At 45.5% G+C, this 15,880-nt stretch carries 7 protein-coding genes; 6 read left to right on the forward strand and 1 reads right to left on the reverse strand.

Annotated features, from left to right (window positions below; translation table 11 throughout):
• Positions 1-528 precede the first annotated feature (528 nt).
• The 4 genes from HMPREF9007_RS16745 to HMPREF9007_RS16730 all read left to right on the forward strand — a co-directional run bounded on the left by HMPREF9007_RS16745 (position 529) and on the right by HMPREF9007_RS16730 (position 12,830).
• The gene (locus HMPREF9007_RS16745) at positions 529-6,297 is read left to right on the forward strand and encodes an alpha-2-macroglobulin family protein (protein WP_032850271.1); all 5,769 of its coding nucleotides are present in this window, start codon (positions 529-531) and stop codon (positions 6,295-6,297) included.
• 235 nt (positions 6,298-6,532) lie between these two features.
• Positions 6,533-7,600 (forward strand): DUF1573 domain-containing protein, encoded by a 1,068-nt coding sequence (locus tag HMPREF9007_RS16740; protein WP_008760932.1) that lies wholly within the window; start codon positions 6,533-6,535, stop codon positions 7,598-7,600.
• An 11-nt stretch (positions 7,601-7,611) separates the two neighbouring features.
• Complete coding sequence (gene meaB / locus HMPREF9007_RS16735) at positions 7,612-8,706, forward strand: methylmalonyl Co-A mutase-associated GTPase MeaB (RefSeq protein WP_008760933.1); 1,095 nt, start codon at positions 7,612-7,614, stop codon at positions 8,704-8,706.
• 95 nt (positions 8,707-8,801) lie between these two features.
• Positions 8,802-12,830 carry a glycoside hydrolase family 2 TIM barrel-domain containing protein gene (locus HMPREF9007_RS16730; RefSeq protein ID WP_032850273.1) on the forward strand — a complete coding sequence of 1,343 codons (4,029 nt, stop codon included), beginning with the start codon at positions 8,802-8,804 and terminating at the stop codon, positions 12,828-12,830.
• A gap of 120 nt (positions 12,831-12,950) precedes the next feature.
• Here the strand turns inward: HMPREF9007_RS16730 and HMPREF9007_RS16725 are convergent, their stop codons facing one another.
• Positions 12,951-13,868: a DMT family transporter gene (locus tag HMPREF9007_RS16725; protein WP_008760935.1), complete on the reverse strand. Its 918-nt coding sequence runs from the start codon at positions 13,866-13,868 to the stop codon at positions 12,951-12,953.
• A 106-nt stretch (positions 13,869-13,974) separates the two neighbouring features.
• On the opposite strand from HMPREF9007_RS16725, the gene HMPREF9007_RS16720 reads away from it, so the two are divergent.
• Positions 13,975-14,850, forward strand: coding sequence for an AAA family ATPase (locus tag HMPREF9007_RS16720; protein WP_008760936.1), 876 nt, complete (start codon positions 13,975-13,977; stop codon positions 14,848-14,850).
• 13 nt (positions 14,851-14,863) lie between these two features.
• Positions 14,864-15,865 carry a DUF4435 domain-containing protein gene (locus HMPREF9007_RS16715; RefSeq protein WP_008760937.1) on the forward strand — a complete coding sequence of 334 codons (1,002 nt, stop codon included), beginning with the start codon at positions 14,864-14,866 and terminating at the stop codon, positions 15,863-15,865.
• Positions 15,866-15,880: the final 15 nt, after the last annotated feature.

A 15,880-nucleotide genomic window follows, 5' to 3' on the forward strand; every position in this document is an offset into this window, starting at 1 on the left:
GGTTTTGTGATTAAATTGAAGCTGTCTTGATCTTAAACTGGTTATTTGGTAACTTTATTGAAATTTGATGATTCATTATGCTATTGTTATCATGTTTGTTATTGTCGATAAACTAGAGAAAAATAGCCTCCCTATGCCTCTTTTATTACTTTTTTGCCGGTGATAAATAAGTTCCTCGGTGAGGAAAGAGTCGTTGGTTTAAAAGGAACATCCCGTTGGTTTTAAACCAATGAAGGTTTTGTTGGTAAGAAAAGATGCATATTTCACGTACTTTTATGTAATATTAGTCTATGTTTCTGCATATTATTACACTTATTTATGCGAATTATTTGCTGGTTCATTATTTTTTGATTAACTAAATTTCTAATATAATCTTAAAAATCGAACATTGCTGTCTCTTTTTCAAATTTGGTATCAGATGAAATAAGACAATTATTGAAAATTAATTGAAAAAGAATAAATCTTTAAACTTTTATTCCTTACTTTGTTATTTATACAGATATATATCAAACTTAAACTGGAAAGATTATGAAAATAAGGCAGATTTGTATGCTGGTGCTGTTATGTCTGGGAGTGATTCCGGCAGTGCAGGCACAAACTTACGACAAATTATGGAAACAAGTGGAGCAGGCAGAAAAGAAGAGCCTGCCTGAGACTGTGATAAAACTGACTGGCGAGATTTATCAGAAAGGGGAGAAAGATAAGAACTCTCCACAAATGCTGAAAGCGTATATGTGGCGGATGAGATACCGGGATATGCTGACCCCAGATAGCCTGTATACGAACCTGAATGGTTTGGAACTGTGGGCAAAGCAAACTGACCAACCCATGGACCGAGCTGTATTACATTCGCTGATAGCCGAGATTTATTCAATGTATGCTTTTAACAATCAATGGCAACTCCGGCAACGGGCAGAGATTGTAGGTGAAGCTCCTTCGGCAGATATGAGGGAGTGGACAGCAAACATGTTTGTAGAGAAAGTGAGAACAAACGTAAAGGAAGCAATGGCGGATTCCGTACTATTGCTTAACACATCTTCACGTACTTATATTCCTTTTGTTGAGTTGGGCGAAACAAGTGAATACTATCATCATGATATGTATCATCTGCTGGCTACCCGCAGTATTGTAGCTTTACAGCAGGTAGCGGGATTGGATCGTGCCACTCCGGTGGAAGATATTTCGGAAGATTCGTCTGCTGAAAAAGAATCTTCGGTGAAACAGGATATTATAGCAATTTATGGAAATATGATTGCTGCTTATAAAGCATCCGGTTTGAAAGAAGGCTATGTGTTGACAGCGCTCAGCTATTTAGAGTGGAGACGTGATTCAGATAGAAACATCCGGCCTTTCGGACTGAAGAAAGGATTGTCGGGATTAACAGAAGATACCTACGTTACTGCACTGAATGAACTGAAAAGCAGATTTAAATCAGAGAGTATTTGTGCTGAAGTTTATTTGGCCCAGGCTCGCTATGCGATTGAAAAAGAACAGCAAACGTCAGCTTTGCAGCTTTGTGATGAGGCCATCCGTTTATACCCCGGTTATCGTAGAATTAACGCTCTGAAGAATTTGCGTGAAGATATCCTGTCACCGTTTCTGAATGTAACTGCGGCTGCAACAGCTTTCCCTGGTGAGGAAATCGAAATAAGAGCTTCGCACAAGAATCTGGATGGATTTACACTTCGTCTTTATCAGGCAAAGAAGTTGATAAAGGAGCAGCACTTTGCAGTTCTTCGTCCCGAAGACTACCGGACGCAGGATACGGTATTTACCTTTAAAGCGCCGGAAGTCGGACAATATGTAATGCGTATCGTTCCGGATATTCGTGCCAAGAGAGACAGTGAAAGCAAATTCAATGTGACACGTTTCAAAGTATTGACCTGCCGTTTACCGGGAAATCAATATGAGGTAGTGACGCTGGACGGACAAACGGGACACCCTATACCGAATGCGAAAATAACTCTTTATACGAATGACGAAAAAGTATTGCAGGAATATATAACTGGGGCAGATGGCAAAGTTGTCTTCCCCTGGAAATCCGAATACAGATATTTGAAAGCTGCTAAAGGTATCGATACCGGTATGCCGTTTCAAAGCATTTACGGTGGAAGTTATGGATATTACGGAGATGAAAACAAGGTCTCCGAAGGAATGACTTTGTTGACGGACCGTTCTTTGTACCGTCCCGGTCAGACCGTATATGTGAAAGGAATTGCCTATGTACAGAAATCTGATACGGCAAATGTACTTCCGAACAAGGACTATACTGTTGTTTTGATGGATGCAAATAATCAGGAAGTTGGACAGAAAGCGGTTCGTACCAATGAATTCGGCTCGTTTACTGTCGATTTTGCATTGCCATCCGCTTGTCTGAATGGGATGTTTTCGTTGAAAGCCGGCGAGGGAAGAACGAATATTCGCGTGGAGGACTATAAACGTCCGACGTTTGATATTACTTTCGACAAGCAGCAGGGCAGTTATCAATTAGGCGATAAGGTAGAGGTGAAAGGTAAGATACAGTCTTATAGCGGTGTGTTGCTGCAAGACCTTCCGGTAAAATATACAGTGAAGCGTTCTGTTGTCGATCTTTGGAGACTGGCGGAAAGTACGCAGATTGCTTCCGGTGAGGTAATTGCCAATGAGGACGGGGAATTTACGATTCCGGTTTTTTTGGAAGAAAATAACGCCTATAAGAATAATACCAGAATCTATTACCGCTACTCGATAGAGGCTACTGCAACCAATGTAGCAGGTGAAACACAGTCGTCTACAGATGTGATAGCAGCAGGTAACCGTTCACTGATTCTACAAACAGAATTAAAAGAGAAGACCTGTAAGAATCAACCGTTTAACACAGTATTTAAGGTACAGAATCTGAATGGGCAGCCTGTTGAAGTAAAAGGTACATTCTCCCTCTATCAGGCGAAAGATGCGGACTTCAAGCAACTGGACGAGAATCCGGCTGCAACAGGTACATTTACTTCCAACGAAGAAATGACGATTGAGTGGGGAAACCTTCCTTCCGGACCGTATGTGTTGAAAGCAGTCGTAAAAGATGGACAGGGCAAAGAAGTGACGGCTGAGGCCAACACCATTCTTTTCTCCCGCGAAGATAACCGTCCGCCGGTAGAAACGACCGTTTGGTTCTATGAGGCAAATACGGAATTTGATGCAACGCATCCGGCCGTGTTCTGCTTCGGAACTTCGAAAAAAGATGCTTATGTGATGATGAATGTATTCTCCGGTAATAAGTTGCTGGAAAGCAAGACTATGAATCTGTCCGACACAATTGTACATTTTAAATATCCATATCAGGAAAGCTATGGTGACGGAGTACTGGTAAGTTTCTGTATGGTAAGAGACGGACAAGTCTATCAGGAACAGGCAAGGCTGAAAAAGCGTCTGCCGGACAAGACATTGACCATGAAATGGGAAGTATTCCGTGATAAACTGCGTCCCGGACAGAAAGAAGAATGGAAACTGACTATTAAGACACCGCAGGGACAGGCTGCCGAGGCAGAAATGCTAGCAACTATGTACGATGCTTCGCTGGATAAGATATGGAATAGAAAACAGAATTTCAGTGTATTCTATAATCAGATCATCCCTTATTCTAGTTGGATGGGCGGATATTTCGGTAATAATTCGTTCAATTACTGGTGGAATAATAAATACTTCAAAGTACCGACAATGGAATATGACTATTTTGTGACGCAGGGAACGATGTCGATGGACCAGGCGTTGAATGGAATGGTGCCGGGAGTGATGGTCAGAGGATATGGCGTGCAAAAGCAGGCCTCAATGACGGGCAGTATGATGATACGGGGCGTTTCGAGAAGTAAGGCGGAAGCAAAATATGTACCTGCTTTGGTTGGAAGTGTTGCTGAGGATGCGGTATTTGAATCAGAGTTAGTGTCAGTAGAGGCAGGCAAGCTGGACGGCGTATCCGAAGAAGAAACTCTTCCCGAAGCTCCCGCCGATTTGCGTACGAACCTTGCGGAAACAGCCTTCTTCTACCCACAACTTCGTACCAATGAACAAGGCGAAGTTTCCTTCTCCTTCACTATGCCCGAAAGCCTGACCCGCTGGAACTTCCGCGGTTACTCTCATACCAAAGGTATGCTGATGGGCACACTGGACGGTGAAGCCACTACAAGCAAAGAATTTATGCTGACTCCTAATCTGCCTCGTTTCGTACGTGTCGGAGATAAGACATCTGTTGCCGCCTCCATTTCCAACATGACCGGAAAGCCGCAGGCCGGTACGGTGAGCATGATTCTCTTTGATCCGATGACGGAAAAGGTAATCAGCACACAAAAACAGAAGTTTACCGTAGAGGCCGGAAAGACAATCGGCGTCAGCTTCATGTTTACCGTGAGTGATAAATACGAGATACTGGGATGCCGGATGATAGCCGACAGCGGTACCTTCAGTGATGGTGAACAGCAGCTACTTCCCGTGCTTAGTAATAAAGAGCATCTGGTAGAAACGCTTCCGATGCCTGTCCGTGGAGAAGAAACACGTACTTTCTCTCTCGACAGCCTGTTCAATCATCATAGTAAGACGGCAACCGACCGTAAACTAACCGTTGAATTTACCGGAAATCCTGCCTGGTATGCTATTCAGGCATTGCCTTCATTGAGCCTTCCGGAAAATAATAATGCCATTTCGTGGGCTACCGCTTACTACGCAAATACACTGGCTTCCTACATCATGAACAGCCAGCCACGTATTAAAGCCGTATTCGATAGCTGGAAGCTACAGGGGGGAACCAAAGAAACCTTCCTGAGCAACCTGCAAAAGAACCAGGAAGTGAAGAATATCCTGTTATCCGAATCTCCGTGGGTACTCGAAGCGCAAACGGAAGAACAGCAGAAAGAACGTATCGCCACTCTGTTCGATCTGAACAATATCCGTAGCAACAACATTGCCGCATTGACAAGATTACAGGAGTTGCAGAATTCAAGCGGAGCATGGTCGTGGTATAAAGGTATGACCGGTAGCCGTTACGTCACTACCTACATTGCCGAATTGAATGCCCGTCTGGCTATGATGACGGGTGAACAACCAAGCGGCACGGCGCTTGCCTTGCAGAAGAATGCCTTTACCTATCTCCATCAGGAAGCTCTGAAGGAATATAGAGAAATTCTCAAAGCACAGAAAGACGGTGTGAAGTTTACAGGTGTTTCCGGAAGTATCTTGCAATATCTATATCTGATCGCTCTGTCCGGCGAACAAGTTCCGGCTTCCAATAAAGCCGCCTATACTTATTATCTGTCCAAGATAGGCGAAATGCTTCCGACCGCTTCGATGGATACGAAAGCGATTGCCGCTATCATTCTGGATAAGGCCGGACGGAAGAAAGAAGCTCAGGAATTCATCGCTTCACTGAAAGAACATCTGACGAAGACGGATGAACAGGGAATGTTCTTTGCCTTCAATGAAAATCCCTATTCCTGGGGCGGAATGAAAATGCAGGCTCATGTAGACGTAATGGAAGCGCTGGAACTGACAGGCGGAAATAACGATACCGTAGAAGAAATGAAACTCTGGCTGCTCAAACAGAAGCAGACCCAACAGTGGAATTCTCCGGTAGCTACTGCCGATGCCGTCTATGCCTTACTGATGAAAGGCGTAAACCTGCTCGACAATCAGGGAGACGTGCGTATTGTCATTGCCAATGAAGTGCTGGAAACTGTCTCTCCAAGCAAGACTACCGTACCGGGACTGGGCTATATCAAACGCTCGTTTACACAGAAGAATGTAGTGGACGCCCGTAAGATAGAAGTCGAAAAGAGAAATCCGGGCATTGCGTGGGGAGCCGTTTATGCGGAATATGAATCACCCATCAAGGATGTGAGACAACAGGGAGGAGAACTGAATGTGCAAAAGCAACTGTATGTGGAACGTATGGTGAACAATGCTCCTCAACTACAGCCTATTACAGAAAAGACCGTTCTTCAGGTAGGCGATAAAGTAGTTTCCCGTTTGAGTATTCGTGCAGACCGTCCGATGGACTTCGTACAGTTGAAAGATCAGCGGGGCGCCTGCTTCGAACCGATCGGCAGCGTATCCGGTTACAACTGGAGTAATGGAATCGGCTATTACGTAGACATCAAGGATGCTTCCACCAATTTCTTCTTTGATCATTTAGGAAAAGGAGTGTATGTGTTGGAGCATAGCTATCGTATCAGCAGAGTAGGAACCTATGAGATAGGTTTGGCAACCATGCAATGCGCCTATGCGCCGGAATACGCTTCGCACTCGGCTTCGATGACAATTATTATTAAATAACGCACAGAGAAGATTTCTTCTCCACCGGTGAGCAGGGCACTCGCCACCGATAAGGAAGGTGTTCCCCACCGATGAAGGCTACCTTCATCGGTGGGGAACTTTTTGTTGATGAATACTGCGTTGCAGGAGTTGTCACAGGGTAAAGTATTTTCTCAAACGGTGTTAATCTATGTAATCTGTGATGAAAAACTCATCTAAAACTCCTACATTTGTGGACCAAAATAAAATATATCACATGAAACGTACTTTACTATTGATATTTACTCTGCTTACTGTCACTTTGGCGGCTGTTGCCCAACCCCGTATTTCCTCTAACAAGGAGACGCACAACTTTGGACAAATAGAATGGAAAAAGCCGGTAACAGTAGAATATACCATCACCAATACCGGAAACGAGCCGTTGGTGCTGACCAATGTCACGACTTCCTGTGCCTGTGCCGTAGCCGACTGGACAAAGGAACCCATTGCTCCGGGTGCCAAAGGAACTGTGAAAGCCTCTTTTGACGCGAAAGCGCTGGGACGTTTTGACAAGTCGATAGGCATATACAGCAATGCCACTCCGAATCTGGTTTATCTGAAATTCACCGGTGAGGTAGTGCAGGAAATCAAAGATTATTCAAAACTTCTTCCGTACGCCATCGGCAATATCCGCATTGACCGTGACGAGTTCTCCTTCCCCGATGTCTATCGCGGACAGCAACCGTCTATGACGTTCAGTATTGCCAACCTTTCCGACCGCCCGTACGAACCGGTGTTGATGCACCTGCCTCCTTATCTGAAGATGGAAGCGGAACCTAAAGTACTGCTGAAAGGTAAAAAAGGAACGATCAAGCTGACACTGGATGCCAGCCAGCTACAGGACTTCGGACTGACACAGACCTCTGTCTACCTGTCCCGTTTCTCCGGTGATAAAGTGAGTGAAGACAATGAGATACCCGTTTCGGCCATTCTTCTTCCCGATTTCTCGCGTATGACGGAGAAAGATTCTTTGAATGCTCCTTCCATCCACATCTCGGAGACGAATATTGACCTGAGTATTCCGTTGATCAAGAAGAATAAAGTCAGCCATGATATATTGATCGCTAATGCGGGAAAGACCCCGTTAGTCATCAGCAAGCTACAGGTATTCAACTCTTCTGTAGGAGTAAGACTGAAAAAGACGGTCATTCCGCCGGACGGAATGACTAAGTTGAAAGTGACGATCCACAAGCGGGATGTAGGTAATAAGAAACATCATTTACGTATCTTGATGATTACAAACGACCCGTTGCGTCCGAAAGTTGAAATAAATATCAAACGCTAACTCTTATTATCATGGAACATCCTGAAAATAACGAAGAATATAAAGGACTCGTTGTCAATAAAGGCATCGAACAGCCCTCATCCGTGAATCCTTATTTGAAACGTAAGCCCAAAAAGCGTCAGCTTTCGGTAGCGGAATTTGTAGAAGGTATTGTGAAAGGCGATGTCACTATTCTCAGTCAGGCTGTGACACTGGTAGAGAGCGTGAAGCCCGAACATCAGGCTGTCGCCCAGGAAGTGATCGAGAAATGTCTGCCTTATTCCGGCAATTCCATCCGTGTAGGTATCAGTGGAGTGCCCGGTGCGGGAAAGAGTACCTCGATTGACGTATTCGGTCTGCATGTGCTCGAAAAAGGCGGTAAGTTGGCGGTGCTGGCTATCGACCCGAGCAGTGAGCGTAGTAAAGGCAGTATCCTGGGAGACAAGACACGTATGGAACAACTTTCCGTACATCCCCAATCGTTTATCCGCCCCAGCCCCTCAGCTGGTTCGTTGGGAGGAGTTGCCCGGAAGACCCGTGAAACGATTGTGCTTTGTGAGGCTGCCGGATTCGATAAAATCTTTGTGGAAACCGTCGGAGTGGGACAGAGCGAAACGGCTGTTCATTCTATGGTGGATTTTTTCCTGCTGATTCAGTTGGCAGGTACGGGAGATGAATTGCAAGGCATCAAACGAGGAATCATGGAGATGGCGGACGGTATTGTCATCAACAAAGCCGACGGAGATAATCTGGAACCTGCCAAGTTGGCTGCCAGTCAGTTCCGTAATGCGCTGCATCTGTTTCCGGCTCCCGAATCGGGATGGATTCCGAAGGTGCTGACTTACTCCGGTTTTTATAATATCGGCGTGAAGGAAATCTGGGACATGGTGTATGAATATATCGATTTCGTGAAGAAGAACGGTTATTTTGACTATCGCCGTAATGAACAGAGTAAGTACTGGATGTACGAAACGATCAATGAACAGCTCCGTGATAGCTTCTATCACAATCCTCGGATTGAAGCGATGCTTCAGGAGAAGGAACAACAAGTGCTGCAGGGAAATCTTACTTCGTTTATCGCTGCTAAGAGCCTGCTGGATACCTATTTTGACGAATTAAAACGATGATAAAGCAGAAACAGTGATGGATTAGAAAAACGACCGAACATTTACCCCCGATAACTATACCCTAATTAATAACCAATTGTTAACTTTAACACCTGATGAACAAAACCTTATTAACCGGGCTTTTGTGTTGTAGTTTGTCAATACAGAGCTTTGCAGACCAACCGTTAGAAGGATTCACCTATGGTTCGGTGAATGCTCCTACAGGAAAAGAGTGGGAATCTCCCGAAAACCTGGCGCTCAACAAAGAGCAGCCGCATGCTTATTTCTTTCCGTTCCAGCATTTGGATAATGCCCGCAAGGTATTGCCGGAAAACAGTAAGTATTGGCAGTCACTCGACGGTGACTGGAAGTTCCACTGGGCACCCGACCCCGACTCCCGCCCCAAAGATTTCTATCAGACTGAGTATGATGTCAGCTCATGGGATGCGATTCCCGTACCTTCAAGCTGGAATATTTATGGCATTCAAAAGGACGGAAGCCAGAAGTACGGAACGCCTATCTACGTCAACCAACCGGTAATCTTCCAGCACAGCGTGAAGGTGGATGACTGGCGCGGAGGCGTGATGCGTACTCCTCCTACCAACTGGACTACTTACAAGGATCGGAACGAAGTAGGTTCCTTCCGCCGTGATTTCGAAATCCCGCAGGACTGGGACGGACGCGAAGTCTTTATCAGCTTCGATGGTGTCGATTCATTCTTCTATCTGTGGATCAACGGTCAGTACGTAGGTTTCTCCAAGAATTCGCGTAATACCGCTAATTTCAATATCACTCCCTATTTACAGAAAGGCAAGAACACCGTAGCCGCCGAAGTGTATCGTAGTTCGGACGGTTCCTTCCTCGAAGCGCAGGATATGTTCCGTCTGCCGGGCATCTTCCGTACGGTTGCCTTGTACTCGGTTCCCAAAGTTCATTTCCGTGACTTGGTTGCCACACCCGATTTGGATGCGACTTATACGGACGGTTCGCTGACTGTCAATGCCGAAATCCGTAATCTGGATAAGAAAGCCATCAAAGACTACAAGGTATATTACTCTTTATATGCCAACAAACTGTATTCTGATGAGAATACCTTGGTAGATGGATTCTTATCTCCTGTGATCGACAAAATCGCTCCGAATGAAACCGGTAGTGTTCAGACTGTTCTTAAGGTAAAGGCTCCTAATAAGTGGTCGGCTGAATTTCCGTATCGCTACACGTTGGTAGCCGAATTGAAGGATAAGAAGAACAGAACCGTTGAAATGGTTTCCACCATTGTCGGTTTCCGCAAAGTGGAGATTAAGGATACTCCTGCCTCCGAAGATGAATTCGGACTTGCCGGACGTTATTATTATGTGAACGGAAAGACGGTCAAACTGAAAGGAGTGAACCGCCACGAATCCAATCCGGGAGTAGGGCACGCCATTACCCGTGAGATGATGGAAAAAGAGATTATGCTGATGAAGCGTGCCAACATCAATCATGTACGTAATTCACATTATCCGGATGATCCGTATTGGTATTTCCTGTGCAACAAATACGGTATTTATCTCGAAGATGAGGCGAATATAGAATCGCACGAATATTATTATGGTGCTGCCTCCCTCTCTCATCCGGTGGAATGGAAAAATGCGCACGTGGCACGTGTGATGGAAATGGTGCGTGCCAATGTCAACAATCCTTCTATCGTTATCTGGTCGTTGGGCAATGAAGCCGGACCGGGCAAGAACTTTGTGGCGGCTTATGATGCTTTGAAGAAGTTTGATACTTCCCGTCCTGTGCAATATGAGCGTAATAATGACATTGTAGATATGGGTTCCAACCAATATCCGTCTATCGGCTGGGTACGTGGGGCCGTGCAGGGGAAATATGATATCAAGTATCCGTTCCATATATCCGAATATGCCCATTCAATGGGGAATGCCTGCGGTAATCTGATAGATTACTGGGAAGCTATGGAGTCGACCAATTTCTTCTGTGGAGGTGCCATTTGGGATTGGGTAGACCAGTCTATGTACAATTATGACCCGAAGACAGGTGTCCGTTATCTGGCTTACGGCGGCGACTTTGGCGATACTCCCAATGATGGTCAGTTTGTAATGAACGGCATCGTGTTTGGTGACCTTGAACCGAAGCCTCAGTACTATGAAGTGAAAAAGGTATATCAGCACATCGGCGTAAAGGCAATAGATACAGAAAAGGGTGTATTTGAGATCTTCAATAAGTACTACTTTAAGAACTTGGCGGAAGATTACCAGTTGGTATATTCGCTTTATGAAGACGGTAAACCGATAATGACCGGTAAACCGATGGATATCAATATAGCTCCACGCCAACGTGCACAGATCACTCTGCCGTATGATCATGCCTCTCTTAAGAAAGATGCTGAGTACTTTATGAAACTACAGTTTATACTGAAAGATCAAAGACCTTGGGCTGCCAAAGGCTTTCCGATGGCAGAGGAACAGATTTTGATAAAGGAGGCTACGGATCGCCCGTCCATCAGTGAAGTAACTGCCGGTGCAGCAAAACTGGATGGATTCATACTGGACAAGGATACGAAGCGCATCCTTATAAAGGGAGCTGACTTTGAAGCCATATTTGACCCGCAAACCGGAAGTATCTACAGTCTGAAGTATGGCAACGAGACTGTTATCGCCGATGGCAACGGTCCGAAGCTCGATGCTCTCCGTGCTTTTACAAACAATGATAACTGGTTCTATGCCCCCTGGTTCGAACATGGTTTGCACAATCTGATTCATAAAGCAACTGAATATAAAGTACTGAATAAAGGCAATGGCACTTTGGTATTGAGTTTTACGGTAGAATCTCAGGCACCGAATGCCGCACGCATTAAGGGTGGTACAAGCTCCGGTAAGAATAGCATCGAAGAACTGACCGACAGAAAATTCGGTAGCAATGACTTTAAATTTGTCACTAACCAGATATGGACAGTGTATCCGGACGGTTCTATCGAATTGCAGTCTAGCATTACTTCCAATCGTTCAAGTTTGGTTCTGCCACGTTTGGGTTATGTGATGAAAGTTCCCCAACAATACAGTAACTTCACTTACTATGGACGCGGACCGATAGATAACTATGCCGACCGTAAGAGCGGACAGTTTATCGAACAGTATACGAATAGCGTAGCAGGTGAGTTCGTAAACTTCCCAAAACCTCAGGATATGGGCAATCACGAAGATGTTCGCTGGTGTGCATTGACCAATCAGGCAGGGAATGGAGCTGTCTTCGTAGCTACCGATCGTCTTTCGGCTTCGGCACTTCAGTACTCGGCTCTCGACTTGATTTTGGCTTCCCATCCTTATCAGTTGCCGAAGGCAGGCGATACCTATCTGCATTTGGATTGTGCAGTGACCGGTCTGGGTGGTAACAGTTGTGGTCAGGGAGGTCCTCTCGTACACGACCGTGTGTTTGCCAATCAGCACAGCATGGGCTTCATCATTCGTCCTGCCGGTAAGGAACTGAGTGTCGTTGCCAATGTTGCTCCTGCGGGAGATCTTCCTCTGTCTATCACACGCACCCCTGCCGGAATGGTCGAATTGACTTCGGCAAAGAAAGATGCTGTCATTTGTTATAGCATTGACGGAAGTAAAAAAGTGCAGGAATACACAGAGCCTGTCCCTATGCGTAACGGAGGTACGATCAAGGCATGGTATAAGGATAGTAAGGATATCAGCAGCACGATGAAGTTTGAGAAAATAGAAAGCATTCAGACGCAAGTCGTATACGCCAGTAGTCAGGAATCGGGTGAAGGCGATGCTTCTCATCTGACTGACGGTGATCCGAATACCATCTGGCATACCATGTATTCGGTGACAGTTGCCAAATACCCGCATTGGGTAGATTTGGATGCCGGTGAAGTCAAGGAAATCAAAGGCTTTACTTACCTGCCGCGACAGAATGGAGGAAACGGTAATATCAAGGATTACTCTATTCAGGTCAGCATGGATGGAAAAGAATGGGGAGAGCCTGTTAATAAAGGAACGTTCGCAAGGGACTCCAAAGAAAAGAGAGTCTTGTTTGACAAACCGGTGAAGGCACGTTATATCCGTTTCACGGCTTTAAGCGAACAGAACGGACAGGATTTTGCGTCCGGTGCGGAGATAACGATTCTGGCTAACTAAAGATAGCTGAATATATAGAAGAAAAGTATCAATGGGAATGTGTCCCCCCTTCTAAATTTATGAGGGTTTCGACACATCCCCATTGATGCTTTTCTTTATTTTATCGGTATGAGGAAACTCCTACAACTCCTTTCCCGCCTTCTCAAAATCCGCCTTAGACTTACTCTGCGTCACAATATACACACCCAGAAACACAAGTGTAATGGCGATTCCTTTTTCCCAGCCGAAGCTCCCGATTCCCATGAGGATTGCTGCAATCGTAGCCACAATCGGCTGCATATAGTTATACATACTTACCACTGTAGGGCGGAGTAACTTCTGAGCTGTCATGATGCAGAGATAAGCAAGGAAACTTCCTCCCAGTACGACATACAATACCTGCAAAATGGCAACCGTTGGAATGCTGGTCCATTGAATGACCGAAATATCTTGATAAGAGAAAGGAATATAACACATCGAAGCATAGATAAACATCCATTTATTGATGGTTACTGCCGAATATCGCTGAGACAGCCCCTTGAACACCGTCAGATAGATGGAGAAACTGATTTGCGCAACCAGACAAAGCAAGTCACCGATCAGACTTCCGTTACCACTACTCGCTGCCTGACTGCTCATAATAAGGATAAGCGCTCCCATAGCTCCCACGAAAATACCCAGTACTTTCTTATTCGTAATCGGCTCTTTCAGATAGATGGCTGCCACAATCATGGTAACTATCGGCAGAGTAGTCGTTACGATAGAAGCATCAATAGGCGAAGTCATCGAAAGCCCGAAGATAAATATCCCCTGATTGAAAACCAGAGCAAAAAGGGAAGCAAAGAAAATCTTCAGCATATCGCGGTGGTCCACATGCTCCTGTTTGCAGAAGATGGAAAGTATCCAGAATGCCGCTGCCGCACCTACCATACGAAACGTGGTGACGGAGATAGCTGAAAACTCTTGAAGTGCCGATTTGCCGATAGGAGACATCAGTCCCCACATAACGTTTGCCGTGAGTGCAAACAGATGTCCGTGCAGATTCTTGTTATTGCCCATAAGTCTGTGTATACCTTTTAATTGTTACCTTTATTGAAAACTGCTGCAAAGGTAACCAATTTGTCGCATGATTTGTTTATATTTGCCTTGATTAAAATTGAATATTATGGAACAACAGGCAGACTATATCCGGCGGATCGAGATCAAAGGACTCTGGGGCCGCTTTAATATACAATGGGATTTGCGTCCGGATGTGAATATCCTTTCCGGCATCAACGGAGTGGGAAAGACCACTATTCTGAACCGTTCGGTGGGATACCTCGAACAGCTTTCCGGCGACATACAGCTCTCCGGTGAAATGAAAAGCGACGCAAAGAACGGAGTACACCTCTTCTTTGATAATCCCGCAGCGACTTATATCCCATACGATGTGATCCGCAGCTACGACCGCCCCTTGATTATGGGTGACTTCACGGCACGCATGGCAGACAAGAACGTGAAGTCCGAACTGGACTGGCAACTGTATCTGTTGCAGCGCCGCTATCTCGATTATCAGGTCAATATAGGCAATAAGATGATCGAAATGCTTTCCAGCAATGACGAGGAACAGCGCAGCAAAGCCGCCACCCTCTCCCTTGCCAAACGTCGTTTTCAGGATATGATTGACGAACTTTTCAGCTACACCCGCAAAAAGATAGACCGCCGTCGGAATGACATAGCCTTCTATCAGGACGGAGAATTGCTGTTTCCATACAAACTCTCGTCCGGTGAAAAGCAAATGCTCGTGATTCTGCTGACAGTGCTCGTGCAGGACAACAGCCACTGTGTCCTTTTCATGGACGAACCGGAAGCCTCCCTGCACATCGAATGGCAACAGAAACTGATTTCAATGATCCGAGAACTGAATCCCAATGTGCAAATCATTCTGACCACCCATTCGCCTGCCGTCATCATGGAGGGCTGGCTGGATGCAGTGACAGAGGTGAGCGATATTTCCACCGAAGCGGACGGATTCAGACTCACCCCGACTATTAATTGTTAATGACAACTTCTACATGGCAACTTCACTACGCGATAATCTGACTTCTTCTTACTTCAATGCTGCCCACAAGCTGTATTCCAAAAAGGCTCGCCGGCGCATCATTGCTTACGTAGAGAGCTATGATGATGTTGCTTTCTGGCGCACATTACTCGAAGAGTTTGAAGATGACGAGCATTATTTTCAAGTGATGCTCCCTTCGGCCACCTCATTGGCAAAGGGGAAGAAGATGGTACTCATGAACACGCTGAATACCGCCGAACTGGGCAGAAGTCTGATTGCCTGTGTCGACAGTGACTATGATTTCCTGTTGCAGGGAGCCACGAACACTTCCCGAAAGATCAACCGGAACAAGTACATATTCCAAACCTACACATACGCTATCGAAAACTATCACTGCTTTGCCGAAAGTCTTCACGAAGTATGTGTGCAGGCCACATTGAACGACCGTTTTATACTGGATTTCAACGCTTATCTGAAACGGTATTCGGAAATCGTATACCCGCTTTTCCTGTGGAACGTGTGGTTTTATCGTCAACGGGATACGTATACTTTCCCGATGTACGACTTCCATACTTATACTGCCTTGAGGGAGATCAGTCTGAAACATCCGGAACACAGTCTGGAAGCACTGCAACACCGAGTTAATCAGAAACTTGCTGAACTGAAAAAACGCTTCCCCGGTTCTGTCAACCAAGTGAACGGATTGCGGTCGGAATTAAAGGAACTGGGACTCGTCCCCGAAACCACCTATTTATATATGCAGGGACATCACGTGATGGATAATGTCGTGATGAAACTTCTGATTCCCGTCTGTACCGCCCTGCGCCGGGAACGGGAACAGGAAATCAAACGACTGGCGGAACATAATGAACAATTCAGGAATGAATTGACTTGTTATCAGAACAGCCAGGTGAATGTCGAAATCATGTTGAAGAAGAACGTCGCCTATAAGCGACTCTTCCACTACGACTGGCTGAGGCAGGACATTCAAGAATATCTGGCCAAAGGAGAATGAATAAAAGGGAACTAA

This window comes from Bacteroides sp. 1_1_14 (genome assembly GCF_000162515.1).
In the GTDB taxonomy this organism is placed as follows: Bacteria; Bacteroidota; Bacteroidia; order Bacteroidales; family Bacteroidaceae; genus Bacteroides; species Bacteroides thetaiotaomicron.

What these genes read in the sequence shown, in the direction of transcription:
- HMPREF9007_RS16745 (WP_032850271.1), top strand. Translation starts at nt 529, where the DNA reads ATGAAAATAAGGCAGATTTGTATGCTGGTGCTGTTATGTCTGGGAGTG.
- HMPREF9007_RS16740 (WP_008760932.1), top strand. Translation starts at nt 6,533, where the DNA reads ATGAAACGTACTTTACTATTGATATTTACTCTGCTTACTGTCACTTTG.
- meaB (WP_008760933.1), top strand. Translation starts at nt 7,612, where the DNA reads ATGGAACATCCTGAAAATAACGAAGAATATAAAGGACTCGTTGTCAAT.
- HMPREF9007_RS16730 (WP_032850273.1), top strand. Translation starts at nt 8,802, where the DNA reads ATGAACAAAACCTTATTAACCGGGCTTTTGTGTTGTAGTTTGTCAATA.
- HMPREF9007_RS16725 (WP_008760935.1), bottom strand. Translation starts at nt 13,868, where the DNA reads ATGGGCAATAACAAGAATCTGCACGGACATCTGTTTGCACTCACGGCA.
- HMPREF9007_RS16720 (WP_008760936.1), top strand. Translation starts at nt 13,975, where the DNA reads ATGGAACAACAGGCAGACTATATCCGGCGGATCGAGATCAAAGGACTC.
- HMPREF9007_RS16715 (WP_008760937.1), top strand. Translation starts at nt 14,864, where the DNA reads ATGGCAACTTCACTACGCGATAATCTGACTTCTTCTTACTTCAATGCT.